The following is a 24,041-nucleotide window of genomic DNA, read 5'->3' as shown; positions in this document are numbered from 1 at the left end:
TATGTTTAAATTGGCTACCGGATACTATACCCTTGTGACGGTATAACCATCCCAGCCATTTATCCATCTGTAGAACTCATGGGTATGATTTCGGAGTGCCGCATGTTCGCATGTCTCGTTCGGGCTATAATCTCGTCTATGAAGCACTGCAGCGTATTCGTTAAGATTGAGTCTTTACGCCGAATAAAAATGGTCGTAACCTCGCGATAAGGCTCGGGTATGCGATGGCAAACCACGGTGCCATTGGCAGCCAGATCGGTGACGGACGATTCCGGAAGTATCGTGATTCCTATTCCGGCTGCTACGCTCCCGATGATCGTTCCGAACGTGCCGAACTCCATGATCTGCTTCGGGATAATGCCCTCCACCTTCATCCAGCTTTCCAACCGCCCGCGATAACCGCAGCCCTTATTGTACAGCAGCAGAGGCTTGGTCGTGATATCTTCCACAGAGAAGGCACTTCCTTTGGTGACAAGCACCAGCTTCTCCTGAATAACCTCAACCTGCTCGATTAAGGGATGCCGGATGGGGCCTGTAACGAACGCTCCGTCGAGCTTCATATCAATAACCTCTTGAAGCAGCCGATCGGTTACTCCGGCTTTTAAGGATAGTTCAACATCCGGGTACTTGCTGTTATAGGCGGATAAGATATCCGGAAGAGCGATCACGGTTTCCACGATACCGATCTCGAGGACGCCGGAAGGGGTTGATTTATCTTGGAAGGTACGCTTCATTTCCTCCACCTTGGACAGGATCTCCCGGGAATGCTCCAACAGCCGCTTCCCCTCCGTGTTTAGGATCATCCCGCGCTTATGCCGATAAAATAAGGGCGTCTGAAGCTCCTTCTCCAGCAGCTTAATTCTCGCTGTCACATTGGATTGTACATAGCTGAGCTCCAACGCTGCCTTGCTGATACTTTCATGCTTCGCAACGGTTTGAAAAATTTTCAGATCATTGAACTCCAATGGATCGGGCCCCTCCCTGTTCCGCTGTCCGAAATGCCTTTAGCCTCTTTCTTCTATGTATCATTATAAATGATGATAATCTTTATTTTCAATCATTTTACTATTGGCTTCCCTCCCTCTATGATGGTCTATGTACAATATGTTGGCAGATTCTTGTTAGGGAGAGACCACTCAAATGTTTAAGAAGCAAATCATCATCGGCTCCTTGCTGTGCCTCATCGCAAGTATGTCGTGGGGAGCTATGTTCCCCGTCGCACATCTCGCCCTGCAGCAAATCGACCCCTTCTACTTTTCGCTTATCCGTTATGCGCTGGTTGGCGTCATCCTCAGCGTGCTGCTGCTGGTCAAAGAAGGGAAAGCGTCGTTCCGCTTAGAGGGACGGGGCAAAGCTTTATTGATTTATGGAACGATGGCCTTCACGGTCTATAATATGTTCGTCTTCTTCGGGCAGCAGCTCATGGGGGAATCCGGTACAGTCGCTGCCTCGATTATGGAAGTGCTCATGCCGATGATCTCCATCATGGTGGTGTGGATCACGACTCGGAAAGCCCCCAAGAAATTCATGCTCACGAGTGTAGCGATCGCGCTTGCCGGTGCTTTGCTTGTGATCACCAATGGGAAGCTGGCCTTCTTCATCATGGCCGGGCAGCATCTGATTCCGCTGCTGCTGATGTTTGTCGGTGTCGTAGGCTGGGTGATTTATTCCATGGGGGGAAGCAAGTTTGGCCAGTGGTCGACACTGCGCTACTCCACGTTAACCTGCTTGCTGGGAAGTGCCGTGAGCGGCGTAATCGTTGCCCTCGCCTCCGCCTTCCAAGTGCTTCCCGTACCCACCTGGGAGACGGTACTCTCGGTTAAATACGAAATGTCCTTCATGGTCTTAGTGCCGGGGCTCGCAGCCCTGTTAAGCTGGAATGCGGGAATCAAGTTATTGTCGCCGCTTAACGGTATCTTATTTATCAATGTTGTTCCCATAACCACATTCATTATTATGGCCTTCCAAGGCTATCATATAAGCGGTTATGAGTTCTTCGGAACGCTGCTCATTATCTTTGCTTTGATTCGAAACAATGCACTCCAAAGAAAATCTTTGCGAGGCAATGAAGAGCCTGCCCACATAACCTATACGGCTGCACGCGACGCTGCAGGGGTCGAGGCGGCTCGATAACATAAAGGGATGTCCCCCGAGGTTTAACAAACCTTGGGGGACATCCCTTTATTCTAGCTATGCCTTATTGGATGACCACAGTGACTCGATTTCTTCCAATGATTTATTTTTCGTTTCGGGGATAACACGCCATGTGAATATGAAAGTAATCAATGCCATAATGCCGAAGATCCAGAAGGTAATGGCCGGACCCGCAGAAGCAAGCATCGGAGGGAATGCCTGCGACACGACATAATCTGCAGCCCACAGCGCCATAGAAGCAAGGGCTGTTGCTTTTCCCCGAATACGGTTCGGGAAGATTTCCGACATAATAACCCACACGACCGGACCAAGTGATACCGCGAAGGCAGCTACATATAATAAGATAAAGATGAGCACCAGAGGTCCTGAAGGTTGTCCCGTTTGAAAGGCGATTCCTATTACAGCAAGACAAATTGTCATGACTGAGGAACCGACGAGCAATAACGCTTTACGTCCCACCTTATCGATGAGCCAAATCGCAAGAATCGTGAATAGAAAATTTATCAAACCCACAAGAATGGTTTGAATCAGGGCAGCATTCGTCCCCGCTCCGGTCTGCTTGAAGATTTCCGGCGCATAGTACATAATGGCGTTGATCCCCGTAACCTGCTGGAGAATAGCCAAGCCTACACCCACAATAAGAGCCAGTCTCAATGCAGGACTGAATAATTGGCGAATCGATCCGTTATCTTGCTCGAACGACTCCTTTATATCCAATACTTCTTGTCTGGCTAATGTCTCGCCATGAATCCGAAGTAAAATCGGCAGCGATTCTTCCGCCCTGCCCTGCTTGATTAGCCATCTTGGGCTTTCTGGCACAAAGAACAGCAGGACTAAGAATAATACGCCAGGCAGAATGCCGAACCCAAACATCCAACGCCAAGCCGTAGAAACATCCCACGCGTCGTCACCAAGTCCCGAAATCCACAAGTTAATGAAATAGACGAGGAATATACCGGTAACGGTAGCTAGCTGATTAAGGGCTACTAAACGTCCGCGATATTGGGCTGGCGCGATCTCTGCATTATAGAGGGGACACAGCGTAGAAGTAATACCAATGCCTACTCCTCCGATGATTCGAGCTATAATATAGCCATTGAACGTATCCGGAATGGCTGAACCAACCGACCCGATTATAAATAAGATGGCAGCCGTTATCAGGATGTTCTTCCTTCCGAACTTCTCGCTAAGCACGCCCGAGCTTGCGGCCCCGACAATGCAGCCAATAATCAAGCTTGAAACCGCCCAGCCGACCTGCAGCTCATCTAAATCAAAGCGCTCTTTCATGAAACCAATCGCACCCGACACAACAGCGGTATCAAACCCAAATAACAGCCCGCCAAGAGCAGCTACCATCGATACCAGCGTCACAAACTTCATGCTGACTTGTTCGCCTTGCTTCTTTATATTTGAGCTCACATTTATGCCCCTTCTGACCTGTTTACCTCTAAACGAGCCTTTTTATGAACAACCATTAGTACGAGTTTTATTGTAACATTTGAATTATTCACCTTAGCGGCCCATTCCCTTCACTAATTTGTTCATCACCAGCATAATATTGTGCTGATCCAGCCCCAGTCCGATAACAGGCAGTGTGCTAGCATCATTTAACTGGACACGACAAATTAGTCCATGCCTAATGGCATGAACCCATTCATTTATTGAAGCTGCATTCGATGCTCAGACGGGGTTAGCCCGGTAACCTTCTTAAACACGCGGCTGAAATAATTCGGGTCCTTATAGCCCACCAAGTAACAGACCTCTTTCAAGCTGAGTTGTCCGTCCTTCATGAGTTCCTTCGCCTTTTCGATGCGCAGTCTTGTCACATAGTCGATAAAAGTTTCCCCGGTTTGCTGCTTGAATACTTTACTGAAGTAATAAGGATTTAAGTGAACATGGTCGGCCGCATCTTCAAGAGAAAGCTCCTCTTGAAACCGCTCTTGGATAAACCTTGCAGCTCGGTCTACAACATTCCAGGTCCGCTGTTCACGTTCCTCACGGATCTGCTTAATGGCTAATTCCACATAAGTGCTCTCCGAGTTATAGCTAATCGTACTTTGCTGCGCTTGCTCGTCTTGTCCCTTTGCGACATTCAGATCCTCAAAGCGGCGCAGGCTTCCCCATTTGTTATCATACGTGGAAGCAAATACACCTTCGTAATACGATCTCCTGATCTCCTCCATGTCCGCTCCGACGCTTCCAATGCCCACTGAGATTGTGATGCCTCGCTGTTGATGAAGGGCTTCTGCCAGTTTAGAGCCTAATTGCAGTGCCGCTTCTCTTAATGCCTCATCTTCAGTTTGCTGCTTCTCCAGGAGGAATAGGGCCATGTGGCTATGAACCATAGAACTCACCACATAACCGGTACTCTCCTTGATGATTCCGTTGGCTGCATTCTTTACGGTATCATATATCTTTTTCTTCTCTCCCCCTACTTCCGGGAATGCAAGTACAAGAGCGCATCCTTTATCGATGGAGATCTCCAGAATTTCGGCAAGATGCTCCACTTCGACTTCGTTCACCTGATCGGACATAAACACCAAAGCTATTTCCGTTTCCGCCAGCGGGAGCAATTGAAAGAGCCTATCCCGGATCCCAAACTCTTCATCACGTTTCTTTTGCTCCTGCTCGATTTCAGCCACTAGCCGCTGCAGGAGTGCGACGATCTGACCCCGTTTGGCCGGCTTCACAAGGTATTCATTAACCCCGAGAGAAAGAGCTTCTTTCGCATATTCAAAATATTCATAGGCGGTAACCAGAACCATCTTGACCTGCGGGTTCTGAGCCTTGATTGCTTTTAATGCCTCAAGACCTTGAATGCCTGGCATTCGAATATCCATCATAATGATATGAGGATGAAATTGATCTGCCTTCTGAATGGCTATTCGGCCATTTTCAGCATGAATGATTTCGAAGGTATCCGGCATCATCCGGGTTACGATCCACTCTATGCCTTCCCGTTCTAATGCTTCATCATCTGCGATCAGTAGGCGATACATTCCTCTCCTCCTTCTTAGCAGGTATTCGTATCATAACCGTTGTTCCTTGACCCGGCTCACTGTGAATGGTTATCATATCCTTCCTCCCATAAAATAATTCCAATCGTCTGAACACGTTACGTGTCCCCAACCCTGTTGAATGCCCCTTTTCTTGTTCTCTCCGGCCTAATGGGCGCTCTGAGTCAAAGTGAAGCAGCGATTCACGGACCTCTGCACTCATACCGATTCCGTTATCGGATATGGCAATCCAAGTTTCATCTGGCTTACAAGTAATCGTCAGCTTAATTAGCGCCCCTTCCTCCCTGCCTTCGATGCCATGCACGAAGACATTCTCCAATAGCGGCTGAAGAGTCAGCATCGGTACGAGTACGTCCAGTCCACCCTCCTCGATATCGGTCTCAAACCGTATGCGTTCGCGGAAACGGGCTTGTTGGATAATGAAATATTCCTTCGCATGCTCAACCTCATCCCGGAGTGTCACCGGACGATCCAATTTCCGAAGATTGTAACGAAGCAGATTAGACAGCGAAACGGTAAGATCACTCGTCTGTTCAGCGCCCTCAAGCAGCGCGAGCTTGGATAATACGTTCAAGGAATTATACAGAAAATGAGGGTTGATCTGATTCTGCAGCACTTCCAGCTCCAACTCCTTGACCAGCCGGTCCTTCTCCAAGCTTTCCTTCTCTTTCACAATGAGTTCCTTCAGATTGTTCTGCATGTGGACGAAGGCTTCTGACAAGATACGAAACTCATTACGGGCGCTCAAAGGGGGAGGAGCGATTTGGAAGTTGCCATTCGATATGGATCGTGCAGTCTGGACCAACTGCTTAATGGGTCTTGTAATACGAAGCGAAATCCAATAAGCAAACATGACGCTGATCACCGTATTCAGAATAAAGACAACTACTCCCCAGTAATTCATGACATCAGTCTGAATGAGAATTTGCCTGTAGAGCGGCTGGTAATAGCTCAGTTCCTGGTCAATCAGATAATGCCCTTCTTCTTGTATGAATCCGGCCGTTTGTTCCGCCTCTTCGTAGAAATCCGCGTAAGCTAATGGGGACGGGCTATTCGAAGCCTCAACAATATCTGCTGCTTGCAGGATGAATGTGTGCAGCATATTGCGATAACTGCGTACGATGAGATCGGCAGCCGGAATCGTGCTCTGAGCGGACAAGCTTGTATGCAGCTTCCTTAATTCATCTCGCTGCTGCTTGTAGGCCGCAAGGCTGCTTTCACTCCGATCCTGCAGGTAGACATTGATTGCCCGCAGACTTCCCTTCGTTTGTTCGTCAGCTTGCTTATACAGCAATACCCGGTTCAGCATCAAATTATAGCTTTGCTGCACCGTTCTTCCGCTTTGAAAGATAAAGAAGGAAACGGCGTTATTCATAATGAATAGCGCTGGTATGACGATAAACAGCATTCTTCGCATATTCATCGGCCGCTCACACTTGCATTCATCCGCTCGCTATCCAGAATAGTAGTCTTGATATAATGCTGCTTGGGAAACGAGCCCCCTTTGAAATATTGCTCTAATAACTGGATCGACTTGGAGCCCATTTCCTTGGGCCGCTGAACAATCACAGCCATGACGTCTCCCTGTGCGATGCTTCGTCTGGTCTCCTCCAAATCATCAAAGCCGAACACGTGCATATCTTCCTTGTTTGCCGCCCTAATTCCCTCAAGAATGCCAGCTGCATCCAGGGCGCTAAATCCTACGATCGTTCCCATCCGATTATGCTGCCTCAGCATCGCCTCGGTTTGTTGAGCCGCTTGAATTCGTGAAATATTCGATGAACGGATGTCTATGATCTCAAATCCAGGGGTGCTCGAGATAATGGAACGGAACCCCTCTAAGCGCAGCCGCTGGTTATCCGCTCGTTCACTGCCGATAATGACACCGATTCTTCCATTCCCTGCAGCATCCTTCACCACAAGCTCCCCCATCCGCTTGCCTGCTTCCCGATTATCCGTTCCTACGTAGGCCAGACGCCGACTCCCAGGCTCATCCGCATCGACGGTGATGACGGGAATGCCTTGATCGATGGCTTTGTTAATCAGCCGCTCATAGTAAGGGTCCGAAATCCCTTGTGCCACGATCGCATCTGGTCCGGCCGTAATTGATTTCTCAAGCAGTTTCTTTTGCTCGGAAGGGTTAATTCGAATGGGTCCCATATAATCGATCTTCATCCCCAGCTTACCAGCTGCATCATTCGCTCCCTGCTCTACTGTTCTCCAGAATGGATTGTCCAGCTCTTGCGCGATCAGCACTACATGCTTTACGGCTGGACCTTCCATCTTGCTCGGTTCAATTTGCTGAACCAGACGATCGATTCTCATCGTGGAGGACAAGAGCTGGATCAGAACATAGCCGCATACAAGAATCAGGGCGATCAGTCCCAACGTCCATTTTCGGTTTGTCATGGAATAGGAACACCCCATCGTTTTTCAGGAATTTAGACTTAGTATGCGAAAATCAGCTTGAAATATAAGGTTAGTCACCGCTAAAGTTCTGAAGCAGCAGGATAGAAAAAAGAATCTAACCCGTTAATCCGAGCCTGATCGGCTCCTGATTGACGGGTTAGACTCCTTAGTTAAAAGCAGCGTTAGTCTGTTGGATGATGATTGAGGCCATTGTTCTCCAACACGGCGAATTTATCGCCGTATTCTTTAATAATATGGTTTTCCCCCCATGCGCAGAGGGAGTCTAATATCGATTTCAAGCTCCAGCCATACTCGCTAAGCTCATATTCCACCTTAGGAGGAACCTGGTTGTAGCTGATGCGGTTCACGATGCCATCCTGTTCTAATTCCCTCAGCTGCTGAATCAACATTTTTTGCGTGATGGCAGGCATTATCCGTTTCAAATCGCTTGTCCGCTTCTTCCCATATGTCAGGTGGCACAGGATCACGCATTTCCATTTCCCCCCGATTACCTCCAAGGTTGCTTCCACTGAAATATTATATTTCTTCTTGATCACAGTCACAGCCAATTCCCCCAAACCCAATTCGTGAATTCATATGACGGCCTATATATTACTTTTTAGTACCTATATCACTAATAAGTACGTACTGGTCATGATGGTATCGATCACTCATAATAACATTTGCCGGCCGGCGATGCTATACGAAAGGGGTCAAACATCATGACATTAGATAAAAAGAGAAGTACATTGGCACTCCTTGCGTTAGCGATAAGTGCCTTTGCAATCGGGACAACAGAGTTCATCAGTGTGGGGCTGCTTCCCCTGATCTCGGATGACTTCCATATATCGGTTACGACAGCCGCCTTAACCGTTTCTTTATATGCACTGGGGGTAACCTTCGGCGCCCCTCTGTTAACGTCTTTAACCACGACGGTTCCACGGAAGACCTTATTGTTCTGGATCATGATTGTTTTTATTGCGGGTAACAGCCTCGCGGCAACAGCGAACGGAATCGGTATTCTGCTCGCTGCCCGCATCATCTCCGCCTTGTCACACGGTGTGTTTATGTCGATTGGCTCTACGATCGCGGCGGATCTCGTGCCGGAGAACCGCCGGGCCAGCGCAATTGCGATTATGTTCTCCGGACTCACGGTCGCTACTGTTACAGGGGTGCCCTTGGGCACGTTGATTGGGCAGCACTTGGGCTGGCGGGCTGCTTTTGTCGGAATCGTTGTGGTCGGCCTGGTTGCCTTCATCGCCAATATGATCTTAATTCCTTCCGATTTGCGCAGAGGAACCAAGACGCCGCTTCGCGAGCAGATTAAACTGGTTACGAATGGGCGGCTGCTGCTTGCCTTCGCCATTACAACGATCGGGTATGGAGGCACATTTGTCGTCTTCACTTATTTATCCCCGCTGCTGCATGATATAACCGGATTTAAGGACACGACGGTGGCAGTTATTCTCTTGGTATATGGAATTGCCATTGCCATCGGGAACGTAATTGGCGGGAAGGCCGCTAACCGCAAGCCTGTATCTGCTTTGTTCTATATGTTTATTTTGCAATCCCTGATCCTTCTCATCCTAACGTTCACGGTTCCGTTTAAAGCCGCCGGGTTGATTACGATTTTCTTTATGGGCCTGTTTGCTTTTATGAATGTACCGGGATTGCAAGTGTACGTGGTGATGCTGGCGGAGCGATTCGCGCCCAAAGCGGTTGATGTCGCTTCGGCGGTCAACATTGCCGCGTTTAATGCGGGGATTGCGATTGGGGCATACTTGGGTGGTGTGGTTACAGATTCAATGGGACTCATCCATACCGCGTGGGTAGGAGCCTTAATGGTTCTTGGAGCCGTGTTCTTAACCGGTTGGGCACGTGCTCTGGAAAGAAAAGATAAGCTTACAGGCAAGTCCCCTAGCTGAAGATAGCTGCTCATGAACAGAGACAGCACATTCAACAACATCCAGGAGGTTTATCATATGATCGCGAAACATTTGCAAGATACAACGAAGTTACACAATGGCGTCCAGATGCCTTGGCTGGGACTTGGCGTTTTTAAGGTTGAAGAAGGCGAGGAGCTCGTCCAGGCGGTAAAGTCAGCCATAGCGAGCGGTTATCGCAGTATCGATACAGCCGCGGTGTATGCGAATGAGAAGGGTGTCGGACAGGGCATTCGCGAAGCCATACGTGAGAACAATCTGTCTAGAGAAGACCTCTTTATTACTTCAAAGGTTTGGAATGCCGACTTAGGATATGAATCCACGCTGGCCGCTTACGAAACAAGTCTAGATAAGCTAGGGCTCGAGTATCTCGATCTCTATCTCATTCACTGGCCTGTGGAAGGCAAGTATGAAGAGGCGTGGAGGGCATTGGAAACCTTATATAACGAGAAGCGCGTAAAGGCGATCGGAGTAAGCAATTTCCAAATTCATCATATTGAAAAATTAATGAAGAAGGCCGCCATTAAACCGATGGTCAACCAAGTTGAGTTTCATCCGCGATTGACGCAGCCGGAACTGAGGAAATATTGTAAGGAACAAGGCATTCAGATGGAGGCCTGGTCCCCGTTAATGCAGGGGCAGCTGCTGGATGATCCTACGCTGCAGGAGATCGCGGGTAAACACGGCAAATCCGTTGCTCAAATTATCCTGCGCTGGGACTTACAGCATGGCGTTATCACCATCCCTAAGTCCACGAAGGAACAACGCATCATAGAAAACGCGTCCGTCTTTGATTTTGAGCTATCGCAAGAGGATCTCGCCCGGATAGATGGCTTGAATCAGAATCTTCGAGTCGGCCCGGATCCGGACAACTTTGATTTTTAATATCACTTCCAAATAAAGATGGCGCCATCTCCTTCGACACGAAGGGAATGGCGCTATTTTGCGCAGTACTTATACTATTTCGACGTCAATTAATTTAAATGCCGTCACATCTGCGAGGCCTCGGTTCGTAATTCGAATCTCTGGAATAACGGGCAGCGCAATTAACGAGAAGGTCATGAACGGAGCGTTCAGCGAGCAGCCAATCTGCTTCCAAGCTTGATCAAGCTGAGTAACCTCATCCACGACTTCAAGCAAGGACTTATCCGACATAAGCCCGGCAATGGTAAGCGGCACCTGGGCAAGCACTTTACCGTTCTCCACGACGATCGTGCCTCCCCCCATTCGGACAAGCTCATTGGCTGCGAAGGACATATCCTGCTCATCGATTCCCATGACTAGAAGATTATGACTGTCATGCGCCACCGTTGAGGCTACCGCACCTGTCTTCACTTGAAACCCATGCGCGAACGCAAGCGAAATTTGTCCGGTTCCATGATGCCGCTCGATGCATGCAAGGCGGATAATATCCTGCTTCGCATCCGGTTGGATGATCCCTTGTTCAACCTGGAGCATGGCCTGCATCTTCTCTGTTCGGGCGCTGTTCTCAATCACACGAATGACGTTCACTTGCGTCTTATCCCGCTGGCCCCGGCTTGCAAGCTTGAAGTCCTCGGCCGTAAGCTCACGCTTCACGTTCATGGAATTGCGGATATGCTCGGGATAGATGAATGTAGGGAATTCAACGCGAAACACCCCCTGATCATATACCACCTGACCATCCGTAATGACTGTGGAAGGCTCGACCTTCCGGATATCATCTATCAATAAGATGTCTGCACATTTGCCAGGCGCAATGCTGCCCAGATCCTGCTCCAGCTTAAAGTAACGCGCCACATTAATCGTTGCCATCTGAATCGCTGTGACAGGATCAACGCCCTCTTCGATCGCGCGGCGGACCACATGGTTGATATGCCCCTTCTCCACTAGCGTCTGTGGATTGACATCATCGGTTACGAGCGAGATATTGTCCGTGCTCACCTTGTCCTCCGTTACGACCTTAATGACCTCTTTCACATCATGCCAGGCCGAGCCTTCGCGAATCATCAGATGCATGCCCATACGAACCTTGTGGAGACCTTGTTCACGGGTAATGGTTTCATGATCGGAGGTCACGCCGGAGGCAATATACGCCTGCAGCATACGATCATCATCACTTGGAAAATGTCCCGTCACAGTCTTGCCGTGTTTGATCGTTTCCGCTATCTCACCGCACATCTTCGGATCGCCATACACGACGCCTGGAAAATTCATAACTTCTCCCAGCCCTACGACATTGTCCCATGTCATACCCTCTTTAATATCATCCACGGCCAAGCTGGCGCCTGCATCCTCCAAGTCATCCGTCGCCGGTACGCAGGATGGGAACGTCGTGAATACCTTGAGCGGCAGCTGCTGGCCCTCTTCATGCATGAGCCTGACGCCTTCTGCGCCAAATACGTTCGCGATTTCATGCGGATCCATAAAAATCCCGGTCGTTCCTTTGGCCAGCCCGGCTTTCGAGAACTCGGTCACCGACAGCATCGTGCTCTCCACATGCATATGACCGTCCAGAAGCCCCGGGGAAATGTACTTTCCTGCAGCATCGATCACGACCGTTTGCGCCCCGATGGTGTGGTCCGCTTTCCCTACATAGGCGATTCTGCCGGCGGCAACGGCAACATCCATATTTTCGAGTAATTCGCCTGAATGCACATTAACCAATGTTCCGTTCTGTATAACTAAATCGGCATAAGCCTCGCCCATCGCAACCCTGGCAATCGTTCTGCTCGCATCAACGAGCTTGTGTCTTGTATTCTGTGTCATATGCCATATACTCCTTTATGAGCTTCAGATTGCAGCAGCACTAATTTTCACGATATTAGCATACTTGAACCGCTAAGTAAACGAATCCACGATCTGTTGTGCCAAGAGGGCTGCCTGCCTACGGATGGGACACTTTTATTCATATCGGTTGGGACGATCTGGACTCACTTGTCGAGGAAGTGCGTGGGAACGGTGGACCGTTTCCGTGCAGGAAGTACATCATACGTTCCCTTATCGCTCGATCAACGCACAAAAAGGGCGCCCATTCAGGCACCCTTATCGTATATCTCCCGTCAGATGCAGGGAAATTTCTATTCCGTTACTTTCTTTAAGGCCTCATCTAAGGCAAGGATCACCTTATCGCACCATACATCAAATTCCTTATCCTCGGTTTGATGCTCCGGATGGGCCAGAATATAGGCGATCGTTTGTTTGATCCCTTGGTCCAGCCGCGTCGTTGCAACAAACCCGGGTACAAGCCTCTTCAGCTTGGCATTATCGAACACGACGGTATTCGCCTTATCCCCCAGCAATCCGCCCCTGTAATCCACCTTGCTGCTGGCAGCCAGAAAATCGGATGAAACATGCACGGCTTGGAGCTTTACGCCAAGCGCATCGGCAATGGTCTCGTAAATTTGATTCCACGTCACCGATTCATCGGACGTGATATGGACGGACTCGCCAATCGCATGAATATTGCCCATTAATCCAATGAATCCTTTGGCGAAATCGCTGTTATGCGTCATCGTCCACAGGGAAGTCCCGTCTCCATGAATGATGACGGGTTTATTCTCCAGCATACGCCTGGCGACCTGCCAGCTCCCCTTGTTGCCATGTACGCCGAGCGGAATGGAGCGTTCATCATAGGTATGACTTGGCCGTACGATTGTAATCGGAAAACCGTTCTCGCGATATTGCTTCATCAAATATTCTTCACAGGCAATCTTGTTTCTGGAGTATGCCCAATACGGATTGGATAAAGGGGTTCCCTCCGTAATTCTATAATCGGACAGAGGCGTCTGGTAAGCAGATGCAGAGCTTATAAACATAAATTGTTTGGTTTTACCCTTAAATAAGCGATAGTCTCTCTCCAGCTGAGCCGGTTCAAAGGCAATGAAGTCCGCGACAACATCAAACTCCAGGCCTTCAATGAGCCCGGATACACGGTCTTCATCGTTAATATCCGCTTGAAGAATGTTTGCGCCAGCTGGTAAAGCAGCATTCCTGTTTCCCCTATTGAGAAGGTAAAGCTCGCATCCTTGTTCCAGCAGCTGCTTGGTGATGGCTGAACTAATCGTTCCTGTTCCTCCAATAAATAACGCCTTCATACATCCACCTCCGCTAATTTGGTAACAACAAACCTGTTAGATTAAGGAAAATGCCAATGACCAGTTATTCGCCATTCATGCCGCGATACCTCCCCAAGAAGAGGTGTCCGTTTCCTCACATGACCAAATCGACCCATTCCGCCAACATCTTGGCGATGAATTCATTGACGTATGGACTGGGGTGAATCGGATCGTCGAACAGAAACTCATAATCCAATAAACCCGCTTCAGCGCAATCCCGAAAATAATGTTCGAAGTCAATAAAACCATAACCATGTATCGATGAAAATTCCTTCACCGCTCCGTAATAATCGTCATAGCTGATCGGGGCTGAGGCAGCCCCTTCGAATGCGATCGACTTATCCCCTGGTGTCGTAAACAGGAGAACAGCCATTCTTCTGCTGCCCTCCTCGTTATGATGCCTATTGAGAGTGTCAAGGAGCGTTGTTAAATGGGCTGTAAAGGTTTCAATGGACGTCTGCCGTAAATACTCATTCACAATAGGAGCTTGAATGATGGCCAGTGTCGGGGTAAAGGGAACAAATTGAAGAAGCTCCTCCACGTGAGGGTGAGAGGGATCGTTAAAGCTGGCCGTCCCATCACCCAGCCATTGTCCCACGGTATGTCCGCCCATCGAGAAATTACGAGCGTCGTTACCGTCGAATAAGAGGCCTCTGATCCTAAGCACAGGAACCTCTAGCGAAATCTTCGGTTCCATAGGCGGCCCTGCATCCGGATGCGCCCCGCCATACGCCAAACAAAGTCTTCCGATCTGTTTCTGGCCATAATCAATACAATACACCACTTCTTCATCCCCATCAGGCAGATACGTATCGATGATTACACTCGAGGATGTAATTTCAGCTTCATCTGCGCTTACGGCGATATGAACACCGTTCCTGATCTGGGTCACCTTCGGATAACCCTCTGCCAGAGGATATAGATAACCGCCCGTGTTCCGTTTTTCGAACGTCCCTGCTTCGTTATCGTCCCACTCCCCATTATCCTGATCATGGAAAAATACTTCCAGCCTGGCGCCGCATTGCCCTGCGAGCACGCCTATGTATACTTTCGATGCATGAGCCTTCATATCGACATAACTTAATGCCCCGGGATTCCCGTCAGCGTTCCTCTCAGGAGCGATGAGCAGGAGATCCGAAGCAAATGCAGCGTTGAAGGCCAGATAACCCAGATTTGCCCTTGCAGCTTGATCCGCGGCGCGAGGCGAGTAGAAGCCTGCAGCGGAAATCGGCTCCACCCGTTCCAGCTTGGTTCTCGTGTAGCTTCCGTTAACCGGACAAATAAAGTCCAATGGGCTGCCATGAGTACGGTCATTCGGATACCAATCATATTTGCTGCGAATATGTGCTCTTAATTGGGCATAGTAGCCTTTGCTGTACGGAACGGCCATATGCGCCGAATAGGCCGGGAAAATCACGTCATAACCCGGGGAGCCCTGTCCCCAGCTGTGGCTGTCGCCCAGCATGATGATTTGCATATCGGTTGTGATGTGATTTCGCCGTCTTGCGGTTAGGATGGGAAACTGCGATGCTTTCATATTCAGCGCATACTTGGATAGAAACGTTAATAGATCAGCAGGCATTAGCCTACACCTCCAGCATGATTTCGGCTTATTAGCCATGTTCTGCGTTACTCAGAGGCCCTGATTGTATCCTCATAGGCCAAATCCAGGATCAATTTTTGAAGTAATCATATGTGATCATGCAAGCGCTGTCAATGAATGGCGGACGCCCAATGGAGCGGCGCTTAATCTAATTCAGTGCGGGAGTGGATTTTTTCTTTCCTTTACAGGTATGGACAGGTTATTCTTGTCATTATCTAGGAAGCAATGCGCTTCAGCTGTTGATGCAGCTCTTCTATCGTTCTATCCGTGAAGCGGAGTATGCCGTCTATCTCCACGATCATGCCTTGCCGCATTCGATCCCCCAGCCAGTCCGTAATAAAGGCGGGCGCATATCCGTTAGTACTAAATCCACCGCCAAAAGCAATCATTCGTTCATAGGCTACCAGATACTGCTCCTCACTTGTATGAGGATATGACTTGGTGTACAGCCAAAATTGCACGTCATACATCAAGGTGGAGAGCTCGTCGGAATGAAAAGCAAAGTAACCCTTGTCAGCCACGATTCTCGTACAGACCGTACGGATTCTCCCCTCCATGTCCTCGATCTCGGTTACGTTCGCACAAAGCTCTGCAAGCAGCGGGGAGAATAATCCGCTCGCAACGATCTGCAAAGCGTATTGTTTATCCTCCTCGGAGGTGTCATACACATCCTCATTCACCAATCCTTGAATAAAGGCTTCAAAGCTCTCCGCCAGAAACGTTATGTCATAACCGGCTTCCTGGTCGACATGAATAACCTCAGGCTCACCCTGCCTGCCGCATTTGCGATAATCCAGCATCACCACATCATGGCCTGCAGAAGGACAATCACAGATCACCACGCCAATGTCGGGATAGCCCCACTCTTCAATCATAAACCTGCTGCCAAATTCCCCACACAGCGAATAAGCCTTATCACGACCGATACCCATAATACCCGTAATCGCAATATGATCTTCTGCCCATGAGGTCATTTCCTCCGTAGGGAAGCAAACGTTATGGGGTATACCGCCGTTATGCAGTTTCATCATAGTAATGTAGGAAGCGGGGAGCTTATAGCCCAATTCCTGCTCAACGGCAGCAATCAACTCGTCTGTAGGCGGCTTAGCTGTATAAGCTTGTAAAGCATAGTCGCCATCTTCCCAAAAATGGCTGAAGTCAAAGTCTTCAAATGGGACTTGCCCAAGGCCGTTACCGCTGCGCTGCACGCTTGGCTTCTTATGGTTGCGCTTGGCCCCGCGGCGGCTCCGATCTAGCATCATCAATGTATGCTCATCCTCGGGATCAAGTTGATCCGCAATCTCAAATTCTCTTACCGATTCCTCGTATTGCTTCAAATAGTAGTATGAATAGCCCGCACGAAAATGCCAGAGGGGATCACGCTCACCCTGCTTCGCAATCGTCAAAAGCTGTTGAAGCGCGTCCTCATACCGTTCCAGATTGTTCATTGCTCTTGCCAAATGACTGACCATATCATAATCTCTGTCTTGCTTAGGAATCTTTGCTCCGCCTCCTTAATTTCAAGCCCGCTTCCCGGCGTGATTAGGATTGATCCTTCCGGTACAGCTCCCGGCTCTTATAGCCCGCCTGCAGAATCATCTTCATTTCTTCCCGCCGCTTCGCTTGCGTTTCCTCCTGCTTCGCGCTATAGACATAACGCGCCCAATCCTTGCGATACCCCGGGGTAAGCGATTGGTAGAGGGCAAGCAGCTCCGGGGTATCCGCCAAATCCTTCTCCACGCTTGGAATCAAGGCTATATAATCATCTACGCGTTGACTTGCTTTCGAAGAAGTCTGAACCTTCGCTCTGGCATCCTCTTTGAAGCCCACCACGGTAAAGACATCATCCAGTCCGACCATGCGTGCAAATTTAATATCGCTGATCCCGATATATCCATCCTCATCGGCGCCAAGACCCGCGAATAAATCATCCCGATGAATGAAGGTCGGATAGACCTTGTTCCCCTTCTTCGGATATGCCGCGAAGAGGTAGCCATTCTTATGGAGATGCTGATGGCTAATCACACGGTCAACCAGTTCCTGAAGCGACTCCATATCCAGCACGAAAGCAAATATCAGATCATACGCGCGGTCCTTGAGCGCTGTATCATAGCCGGTCATCTCCGCAAAATAATCCGTTCCTTCAGGCGCATCCAATACTGCCGCTGAATCGTACTTGTGCAAATTCAGCTTGTCTACGATCGATTTTGCCATTATGCTTCATCCCTTAGTGTATTTGAATGCTTTCATTAATTTAAGATCATTATAGCCTAAACTACTAACCGCTGCTTATACGTGCCGATGTCTTCCGTTAGCGTTGCCGCCCCCCCCCCACCTTGCCCTCACAATCGCTTACAAAAGTTGAGAAACATTAAATTATTTAGTAAACTAAACATATCGAAGGAGGAGATTCGTTATGAACGATCAGGCAAATAGCATGGAAATAGGGATTAGTACATTTCTGGAGGCCACGCCGGACCCGGTGACAGGGGAAACCGTCAGCCATGCCGAGCGTCTGCGCCATGCGGTTGAGGAGATTGTGTTAGCTGATCAGGTCGGTCTCGATGTCTATGGAATCGGAGAGCATCACCGCGCCGATTATGCCGGTACCGCGCCTGCGGTTGTACTTGCAGCTGCAGCAGGCATGACCAAGCGGATTAGGCTCACGAGTGCCGTCACTGTGCTGTCCTCGGACGACCCGGTTCGCGTATATCAAGCCTTCTCCACCCTTGACAGCATCTCGAATGGCCGGGCGGAAATTATGGCCGGCCGGGGCTCGTTCATTGAATCCTTCCCATTATTCGGATATAGCCTGGATGATTATGACGAGCTGTTCGAGGAGAAGCTGGAGCTGCTGCTTGCGATTCGTTCTTCGGAGAAAGTGACTTGGCGGGGCGGCCATCGTCCTGCTATCGATAACCTTGGCGTCTATCCCCGCTCCGTCCAGAATCCGCTGCCGGTATGGATCGCTAGCGGCGGCAATGCACAATCAGCTATTCGTGCAGGAATGCTAGGCCTTCCGATTGCTTTCGCCATCATCGGCGGAATGCCCGAGAGCTTCGCTCCATTGGTCGCTCTCTATAAAGAAGCGGCCGCTAAGGCCGGTCATGATCCGAATAAGCTGCCGATTGCGACACATTCGCACGGTTTCGTCGCGGATACAACCGAACAGGCCGCTGATTTATTCTTCCCTTCGACGCAAGCCCAGATGAACGTCATCGGGCGCGAACGGGGCTGGGGTCAGCATTATAACCGCGCAGCCTTCGATGCCGCCCGCACTCTCCGGGGCGCCCTCTATGTAGGCGATCCCGAATACGTTGCCGAGAAGATTATTTTGCTGCGCAAAAATTTGGGCGTTACCCGCTTCTTCCTGCACGTGAATGTCGGCACGATGCCGCATCGTGATGTCATGCACGCCATCGAGCTGCTCGGCACCAAGGTCGCGCCAATCGTACGCAAGGAGCTTGCAAGGCACGAAGCATAGGAATAAACGGAGCGTTCTTAGTTGGTACTGCTGGCCTGAATTTTGCGGCCAGCAGTTCATCGTTCCAGTACTTCCGGATTGGTGAGAGCAGGCCAGCAATCGCGCCGCCCCCGCTATTTCCTTCCATTCATATTCATTTAAGGTTTGCTTAAGCTGATTCTAAGAGAAGCCCTGTATACTGTGGAAAGCGGAAAGCAAGATTGACTTCCCGCCCTCATTCACACTACAATATGTAGTGAAAGGTGCGTGCGGAATGAATAAGAAGCTTAATTTCAACCACCGGGGGCTTGAACTCTTTTTCGGCCCGCTGGAAGCTCAAATCATGGATATTCTTTGGTCAGCTCCCGATCTGTCCATTAAAGACGTGCAGACAAGGCTGGGGAAAGACAAGGAACTGAATTTCAACACGGTGATGACCGTGATGAACAGGCTGACCGACAAAGGGTTTCTGACTAAGGCAGTCGTAGGAAGAACATCGATCTATCGTCCGAATGATACGAAGGAACGGTTTCTGGAGAGCCAGTCCAAAGAAATTTCCCACAACCTTGTAGAAGATTTCGGTCCGTTGGTCGTCTCTCACATGCTTGACGGGTTGGACGAAGCCGATCCGGAGCTGCTAGAGAAACTGGAGCAAAAAATAAAAGCGCTCAAAAAAGGAAGATAGATCATGTGGAAGCGTCGATCGAAATTGCTGTTTTTCTCGAGTGCTGTTATTTCACTGTTTATTCTGATTCAAATGGGTCTGTACCTAATCGAGAAGTTTTCCGGCGTTGCCGTCAATAATCTATTTCAACATTGCACCAGCTTAATGCAGAGGCTCGGTGTGGGGTGGATGGCCTATCTGCTCGATATGCTGGTCGTATCCACGCCGCTGCTGGCCATTTGGCTCATCACCCGGCAGCTTTATTTGTCCTGCCGTACATATAAGAAGCTGGCTTCGCTCCAGGACAGGAGGCTTTCAGACGACTTGAACCGCGCGTATAACGACGGAAGGGACGGTTTTCTTGTCGTTTCCAACGTTGAACCCATTGCGCTTACGATGCGTTTCATCCGCCCTCGGATCGTGTTATCCACGGGGCTTCTGCAGCTGCTGGACGACGGTGAGCTGGAGGCGCTGATCCGGCATGAGATTTTCCATATGAAGCATAGGGATCCGCTGAAAACCTTTTTCATGGTCATGTGCTCGACCGTATTTTGGTATGTGCCCATTCTCAAGTGGAGCCGCAAGCAATATATCACAGCACGAGAAGTCCTCGCCGATTCATGTGCGGTCGAAGCCATGGGCTCCATAGAGAATCTCGGGAGCGCATTGCTGAAGCTGCTGCGAAGAAATCCGGCAAAACGCTATTCGTTTACCAACGCGTCCTTCGCGGAATCGTCGATCAACTATAGAATTCAATTCCTGGTCGATCCGCAGGTCGAGTCTTCTTTCCGGCTGCCGGTCACAAGCTTGATGATGTCCCTGCAGGTGGTCGCGGCGCTATCGATCTTGTTTATCGGCGAGCTGCAGTAATTTTTTTTAACCACTAACACTACATGTCGTAGTGTATTCGAACAAGGAGGTTGATACGACTACAACGCATGTCGGTAAGTTTAGGTTGGACTACCTTTATATCAACAATAAGGAGGATTCTTCATGAACATCAAAAAAACAATCGTTGCGTTGGGCGTTGTCGTTGTATTGGCAGGCGGTGCATACGCCGCATACGATTATTATGCCGGGAATCATGTTACGATTCAGGAGGTCATACCAGCAGATGCCCCGGTACAGACCGATACGGCAGTCATAGAACCTGCCGAACTGGATGGCGAATGGAGCATTCAGCCGGATTCGAAGGTCTATTTTTCCGTCACAACGTCCAAAGAAACCGTCAATTTTGAAGGGGCGACCGTCAACGGAACATGGAAGATCGATACGGCCGATCAGGCGAATATGAGCGGACAAGGCGTCGTCGATATTAACGCGCTGCAATCGGGCAACTCTCAGCGGGACGGACATATTAAAGGGGCGGATTACTTGAATGCCTCAGACAATCCGGAAGCAACCTTCACGGTCCAATCATTCGATAATTTCCCGAAGGAATGGCAAGAAGGCGTGAAGGCCGCTTTTACCATGAAAGGGACGCTTACCGTAAAAGGCATTTCGAAGGAGGTCGCCTTCGCAGCAGAAGCGCTCTACAGTGAAGGCGCGTTTAAAATGGAAGGCAGCACGGTCGTGACCTTCAACGATTTTGGGATGAAAAATCCTCACACGGTCATGCTGGATACCGAGAACGACATAACCTTGCAGCTCCGGCTTAATTTGAACAAGAATCAGGCATAGATCAGGTACCCTGTATATGATGTTCGCCGACTCCTCATTCGGGTAATAGATCCGTATCCTGTAACTGGTTTGTAAACCTATCTTATTTTCCCTCTGTATAATATAGAAATAGGCTTACATAACAATCATCCTATGGGACGTATATCTAACCATGTTTGGAGAGGAGAATCTATCATGAACACAGGAATGAAATGGAGTACAGCCCTATTGGCTGCAAGCGTGCTGCTTGGAGGTACGAGTATAACGGCAGGGACTTCGGCATACGCCGCATCAGCGGCTGCAGCTCCAACTGCGGGGAAACAGGGCGTGCAGGAGCCAGCCGTCGTGCTTAAATATAATGGGAAGACGTTATCCCAGCAGGGGAAAGCGCTGAACGGCAATACGATGATTCCGGTTACGGCTCTGCGCGATGCCTTCGGCTTCTCGCTGAGCTATAATGCCGGCACCAGGACATATACGGCAGGCAATGGATCCGCGAAGCTTAATTTGGAAGTTTCCGAATATGGCGTGACGACCAACTTGAACGGCTATTTTCTGTACAGCAATGTACGCGACGAAGCCAAGGTCTTGAACGGCCACTTGTATGTGCCATTCAAGCTGTTGAGTGAATATTTGGGCTTCCAAGGCGTTTACAACCCCTCTCTGAAGTCACTTGAAATCAGCAAACGGGTGATGAACGATATCACCATCTCGTCGGAATCCCTGACCAAGAGCAATACCAATGCCGCCATCGAGATCCAATATCCGACAATCAACGGACTTACAGACGAAGCTCAGAAGGCCATCAATACCGTGCTCAAGCAGAAAGCGGATCATTTCGCAGCGGCGAGCGAGAAGCAGGCCAGTAAGCGGGACGGTTCCGTGGAGCGCAAATATGAGTTTATTCAGAACTACGTGGTGACCTTTAACCGTGAAGGCGTGCTCAGTATCGTGATCGATCAATATAGTTATACTGGCGGTGCACATGGCGGCACATTCCGTGAAGGACTTACCTTCTCCCTTAAGAACGGTAAGCGTCTTGAACTGGGCGACCTGCTCAAGGCGGCTCCTAACTACAAGCAGACACTGGACAGACTGCTGAAGGAGCGGACGAAGAAGGAAGACTTCGCCATCGATTCCGCCGGACTGAAGGATAAGCCTGATTTCTACGTCAAGGAAGGCGGTCTGGCTATCTTCTACCAGCAGTATGAAATCGCGCCTTATGCTGCCGGATTCCCTACCTATACGTTTAATTTTGGCGAATTGCTGCCGAAGGGCGCGAATCCCTTCGCCTCTATATAGTAACCGACGCTTTAATGAAAAAGGCGCTCAAGACCTGAATGGGTCTTGAGCGCCTGCTTATTATTCAGGGTATTAGGCCGGCAATAAAGTAATCAACCGGCAGCCGCCCTCGAAGCCCGGCGGTGTAATGTACTGATGCGTCCCGGTGGAGAAGGCATCCTCATGGGCAAAGTGTACATGGCCGCAGAATAAGCCGTATACGGAATCGCTCTCATTCACCCATTGGCAGAAGGCTGCGGTGCTCTCGGTTGCCAATAGATTGGCGGTGTTATGCCGTTCCAGGTCTTGCTGGTCCGCACCCATCACGATTGGCGCCCGCCATACCGACACTACATCGGGTATGAGGCTGGGAATCGCAACTGGTATATGCATGAATAACAGGCAAGGGCCCCTATCCGCAATCTCCCGGATCCGTTCAACCTGCTCCGCTTTCAACTGATATGTGCTGTTATCGACCGCAATGATCGTCACGCCATCCAGCTCACCGATTTCGCATCCGGGCACATGCTTCGCCCACTTGCTGAATTTCGGATAGGCCTCCGTACGAACTTCATCCCGTTCACCGGTGAATGGAAAATTCCAATCATGGTTGCCCACCGTGTACAGATAAGGTGAGTTAAGGCTGCTGTAGATCCGGTCCATCTGATCGAAATTGGCTTGGGTGGGATAGTCAATGATATCGCCGGTGAAGACCGTGAAATCCACCTGCAGTTCATTGCTCTGCTCCGCTTGGCGCTCCAGAATTTGCAGCGTGCTTGGAGACCCGTTCTCACCCCGGCGAAAGCATTCCGTCCGGCCGACAGCCAATTCCCGTACCCGGTCTTCGTCCCTGTCATCGACTTCCGTCAAATGGCTATCGGTTATATGCATGATCGACAGCTTGCGCGGCAGCCCCGGAATACGGATAACCGTCTCAAGTGGTTTATAGGCTCTATCACTCATTGAAATTCCTCCTCTAACGGTTCATTATCCGAGAATAGATCGGGGTTGTCTCGCAGCATGTCGGACAGGATGTCCGTCATTTTCACGGTGTCGCATACCCACATCTGGGCATCGCCGAACTGCTGACGACAGATGGCCCCCTGCCTCTCGAGCAGCTTCTCCACCTTCCAGAAGTGTTCGGACCAAGATAACCCGTGATGTCTTCGGGAGGGCACCGATATTTTCTTGCCGTTGCCCAGAACGGTATATAACGGCTCATGATGATCGGTTAGCCTGCCCGGGATGTCCATCCATTCCTCAATGCCGTGAATGAACGTATTTCTGCGCTGATCCACGCCGACTAACAATATCGCAGCCTGTCGATCCAAGAGCTTCCCCCACGCCGATTCCCGGTGACAAGGGGTATCGCATCGTTCATCACCTTCTACAAACGAAGCCGCATCCCGGCCCAAAGCCGCTACCGAGTGGGTCGGATGGTTAGAGCGGACAACTCCAGGCCGCTGCCGGAACAGTTCTGGCAATATGCCTACACACACAGGGGAGGTCTCGACATGAAATAGGGGATTGTCTGCGTTAATATAAGACCAGGTATGCGTCGGCAGAACAAGCAGCCCTTCCCGCATAAATTCCGACAGGGCATCCAATACCGCATCCGCCCCTCCCTCGACCTCTCCGATGCTCTTCATAGAGGAATGCATCAGTACGGTCCCGAGCCTATTAATTCCCGCGTCTTCCAGCTGATGAATTAAACTTTCCTTCGTATGCAAGTCAGGCCCTCCTTATCGCTT

Annotated in this window: 21 protein-coding genes; 8 read left to right on the top strand and 13 right to left on the bottom strand. The window is 49.8% G+C overall.

Translation table 11 applies throughout. The features are described from left to right. Nucleotides 1-59: 59 nt before the first annotated feature. On the bottom strand, nt 60-965 hold the full coding sequence (locus tag NNL21_RS21595; protein WP_204820370.1) for a LysR family transcriptional regulator: 906 nt from the start codon (nt 963-965) through the stop codon (nt 60-62). A gap of 175 nt (nt 966-1,140) precedes the next feature. On the opposite strand from NNL21_RS21595, the gene NNL21_RS21590 reads away from it, so the two are divergent. Further along, nucleotides 1,141-2,133: a DMT family transporter gene (locus tag NNL21_RS21590; protein WP_204820371.1), complete on the top strand. Its 993-nt coding sequence runs from the start codon at nt 1,141-1,143 to the stop codon at nt 2,131-2,133. Between the two features lie 57 nt (nt 2,134-2,190). On the opposite strand, the gene NNL21_RS21585 is transcribed toward NNL21_RS21590, so the two are convergent. From NNL21_RS21585 to NNL21_RS21565, 5 genes are all read right to left on the bottom strand, one after another. Further along, entirely contained in the window at nt 2,191-3,573 is a 1,383-nt protein-coding gene (locus tag NNL21_RS21585; protein WP_373567589.1) for a sugar porter family MFS transporter, read from the bottom strand. Between the two features lie 239 nt (nt 3,574-3,812). Continuing rightward, nucleotides 3,813-5,153 (bottom strand): AraC family transcriptional regulator, encoded by a 1,341-nt coding sequence (locus NNL21_RS21580; RefSeq protein ID WP_204820372.1) that lies wholly within the window; start codon nt 5,151-5,153, stop codon nt 3,813-3,815. Beyond that, complete coding sequence (locus NNL21_RS21575; protein WP_204820373.1) at nt 5,128-6,594, bottom strand: sensor histidine kinase; 1,467 nt, start codon at nt 6,592-6,594, stop codon at nt 5,128-5,130. Before NNL21_RS21575 ends, NNL21_RS21580 begins: the two co-directional genes overlap by 26 nt. Beyond that, entirely contained in the window at nt 6,591-7,580 is a 990-nt protein-coding gene (locus tag NNL21_RS21570; protein ID WP_204820374.1) for a sugar-binding protein, read from the bottom strand. Before NNL21_RS21570 ends, NNL21_RS21575 begins: the two co-directional genes overlap by 4 nt. Before the next feature lie 182 nt (nt 7,581-7,762). Beyond that, a complete protein-coding gene (locus tag NNL21_RS21565; protein WP_204820453.1) occupies nt 7,763-8,134 on the bottom strand; it encodes a winged helix-turn-helix transcriptional regulator in 372 nt (123 codons plus the stop codon). A 168-nt stretch (nt 8,135-8,302) separates the two neighbouring features. Here NNL21_RS21565 and NNL21_RS21560 point away from each other — a divergent pair, with 168 nt between their 5' ends. Together NNL21_RS21560 and NNL21_RS21555 are read left to right on the top strand one after the other, a co-directional pair. Then, the gene (locus NNL21_RS21560; protein ID WP_204820375.1) at nt 8,303-9,505 is read left to right on the top strand and encodes an MFS transporter; all 1,203 of its coding nucleotides are present in this window, start codon (nt 8,303-8,305) and stop codon (nt 9,503-9,505) included. A 60-nt stretch (nt 9,506-9,565) separates the two neighbouring features. Next, entirely contained in the window at nt 9,566-10,408 is an 843-nt protein-coding gene (locus NNL21_RS21555; protein ID WP_373567593.1) for an aldo/keto reductase, read from the top strand. Nucleotides 10,409-10,477: 69 nt separating this feature from the next. Here NNL21_RS21555 and ade read toward each other — a convergent pair whose 3' ends face one another. The 5 genes from ade to NNL21_RS21530 form a co-directional block, all read right to left on the bottom strand. Then, complete coding sequence (gene ade / locus NNL21_RS21550) at nt 10,478-12,271, bottom strand: adenine deaminase (RefSeq protein WP_204820377.1); 1,794 nt, start codon at nt 12,269-12,271, stop codon at nt 10,478-10,480. Between the two features lie 311 nt (nt 12,272-12,582). After that, nucleotides 12,583-13,599 (bottom strand): SDR family oxidoreductase, encoded by a 1,017-nt coding sequence (locus tag NNL21_RS21545; protein ID WP_204820378.1) that lies wholly within the window; start codon nt 13,597-13,599, stop codon nt 12,583-12,585. Nucleotides 13,600-13,714: 115 nt separating this feature from the next. Beyond that, entirely contained in the window at nt 13,715-15,202 is a 1,488-nt protein-coding gene (locus NNL21_RS21540; RefSeq protein ID WP_204820379.1) for an SGNH/GDSL hydrolase family protein, read from the bottom strand. A gap of 236 nt (nt 15,203-15,438) precedes the next feature. Then, complete coding sequence (locus NNL21_RS21535) at nt 15,439-16,695, bottom strand: SMI1/KNR4 family protein (protein ID WP_204820380.1); 1,257 nt, start codon at nt 16,693-16,695, stop codon at nt 15,439-15,441. 70 nt (nt 16,696-16,765) lie between these two features. Further along, nucleotides 16,766-17,437, bottom strand: coding sequence for a YdeI/OmpD-associated family protein (locus tag NNL21_RS21530; RefSeq protein ID WP_204820381.1), 672 nt, complete (start codon nt 17,435-17,437; stop codon nt 16,766-16,768). 202 nt (nt 17,438-17,639) lie between these two features. Between NNL21_RS21530 and NNL21_RS21525 the strand changes: the two genes are divergently transcribed. The 5 genes from NNL21_RS21525 to NNL21_RS21505 all read left to right on the top strand — a co-directional run bounded on the left by NNL21_RS21525 (nt 17,640) and on the right by NNL21_RS21505 (nt 22,311). Beyond that, nucleotides 17,640-18,707 carry an LLM class flavin-dependent oxidoreductase gene (locus NNL21_RS21525; RefSeq protein ID WP_256555386.1) on the top strand — a complete coding sequence of 356 codons (1,068 nt, stop codon included), beginning with the start codon at nt 17,640-17,642 and terminating at the stop codon, nt 18,705-18,707. 253 nt (nt 18,708-18,960) lie between these two features. After that, nucleotides 18,961-19,371 carry a BlaI/MecI/CopY family transcriptional regulator gene (locus NNL21_RS21520; protein ID WP_204820382.1) on the top strand — a complete coding sequence of 137 codons (411 nt, stop codon included), beginning with the start codon at nt 18,961-18,963 and terminating at the stop codon, nt 19,369-19,371. 3 nt (nt 19,372-19,374) lie between these two features. After that, a complete protein-coding gene (locus NNL21_RS21515; RefSeq protein WP_204820383.1) occupies nt 19,375-20,220 on the top strand; it encodes a M56 family metallopeptidase in 846 nt (281 codons plus the stop codon). Between the two features lie 123 nt (nt 20,221-20,343). Then, entirely contained in the window at nt 20,344-21,030 is a 687-nt protein-coding gene (locus NNL21_RS21510; RefSeq protein WP_204820384.1) for a YceI family protein, read from the top strand. Between the two features lie 174 nt (nt 21,031-21,204). Next, nucleotides 21,205-22,311 carry a PdaC/SigV domain-containing protein gene (locus NNL21_RS21505; protein ID WP_204820385.1) on the top strand — a complete coding sequence of 369 codons (1,107 nt, stop codon included), beginning with the start codon at nt 21,205-21,207 and terminating at the stop codon, nt 22,309-22,311. A gap of 72 nt (nt 22,312-22,383) precedes the next feature. Here NNL21_RS21505 and NNL21_RS21500 read toward each other — a convergent pair whose 3' ends face one another. Then, nucleotides 22,384-23,253: a metallophosphoesterase family protein gene (locus NNL21_RS21500; RefSeq protein WP_204820386.1), complete on the bottom strand. Its 870-nt coding sequence runs from the start codon at nt 23,251-23,253 to the stop codon at nt 22,384-22,386. Beyond that, nucleotides 23,250-24,020 carry an AAC(3) family N-acetyltransferase gene (locus tag NNL21_RS21495; RefSeq protein ID WP_204820387.1) on the bottom strand — a complete coding sequence of 257 codons (771 nt, stop codon included), beginning with the start codon at nt 24,018-24,020 and terminating at the stop codon, nt 23,250-23,252. The genes NNL21_RS21500 and NNL21_RS21495 overlap by 4 nt, the downstream gene beginning before the upstream one ends. Between the last annotated feature and the right edge of the window lie 21 nt (nt 24,021-24,041).

The sequence above is a fragment of the Paenibacillus mendelii genome (genome assembly GCF_024498075.1).
GTDB lineage: Bacteria > Bacillota > Bacilli > Paenibacillales > Paenibacillaceae > Paenibacillus_Z > Paenibacillus_Z mendelii.
Note: the sequence above shows the minus strand (reverse complement) of the source record. Positions and strands in the feature narration are given on the sequence as shown.

What these genes read in the sequence shown, in the direction of transcription:
- ade (WP_204820377.1), bottom strand. Translation starts at nt 12,271, where the DNA reads ATGACACAGAATACAAGACACAAGCTCGTTGATGCGAGCAGAACGATT.
- NNL21_RS21520 (WP_204820382.1), top strand. Translation starts at nt 18,961, where the DNA reads ATGAATAAGAAGCTTAATTTCAACCACCGGGGGCTTGAACTCTTTTTC.
- NNL21_RS21510 (WP_204820384.1), top strand. Translation starts at nt 20,344, where the DNA reads ATGAACATCAAAAAAACAATCGTTGCGTTGGGCGTTGTCGTTGTATTG.
- NNL21_RS21580 (WP_204820372.1), bottom strand. Translation starts at nt 5,153, where the DNA reads ATGTATCGCCTACTGATCGCAGATGATGAAGCATTAGAACGGGAAGGC.
- NNL21_RS21570 (WP_204820374.1), bottom strand. Translation starts at nt 7,580, where the DNA reads ATGACAAACCGAAAATGGACGTTGGGACTGATCGCCCTGATTCTTGTA.
- NNL21_RS21560 (WP_204820375.1), top strand. Translation starts at nt 8,303, where the DNA reads ATGACATTAGATAAAAAGAGAAGTACATTGGCACTCCTTGCGTTAGCG.
- NNL21_RS21535 (WP_204820380.1), bottom strand. Translation starts at nt 16,695, where the DNA reads ATGGTCAGTCATTTGGCAAGAGCAATGAACAATCTGGAACGGTATGAG.
- NNL21_RS21540 (WP_204820379.1), bottom strand. Translation starts at nt 15,202, where the DNA reads ATGCCTGCTGATCTATTAACGTTTCTATCCAAGTATGCGCTGAATATG.
- NNL21_RS21500 (WP_204820386.1), bottom strand. Translation starts at nt 23,253, where the DNA reads ATGAGTGATAGAGCCTATAAACCACTTGAGACGGTTATCCGTATTCCG.
- NNL21_RS21575 (WP_204820373.1), bottom strand. Translation starts at nt 6,594, where the DNA reads ATGAATATGCGAAGAATGCTGTTTATCGTCATACCAGCGCTATTCATT.
- NNL21_RS21525 (WP_256555386.1), top strand. Translation starts at nt 17,640, where the DNA reads ATGAACGATCAGGCAAATAGCATGGAAATAGGGATTAGTACATTTCTG.
- NNL21_RS21505 (WP_204820385.1), top strand. Translation starts at nt 21,205, where the DNA reads ATGAACACAGGAATGAAATGGAGTACAGCCCTATTGGCTGCAAGCGTG.
- NNL21_RS21545 (WP_204820378.1), bottom strand. Translation starts at nt 13,599, where the DNA reads ATGAAGGCGTTATTTATTGGAGGAACAGGAACGATTAGTTCAGCCATC.
- NNL21_RS21590 (WP_204820371.1), top strand. Translation starts at nt 1,141, where the DNA reads ATGTTTAAGAAGCAAATCATCATCGGCTCCTTGCTGTGCCTCATCGCA.
- NNL21_RS21530 (WP_204820381.1), bottom strand. Translation starts at nt 17,437, where the DNA reads ATGGCAAAATCGATCGTAGACAAGCTGAATTTGCACAAGTACGATTCA.
- NNL21_RS21515 (WP_204820383.1), top strand. Translation starts at nt 19,375, where the DNA reads ATGTGGAAGCGTCGATCGAAATTGCTGTTTTTCTCGAGTGCTGTTATT.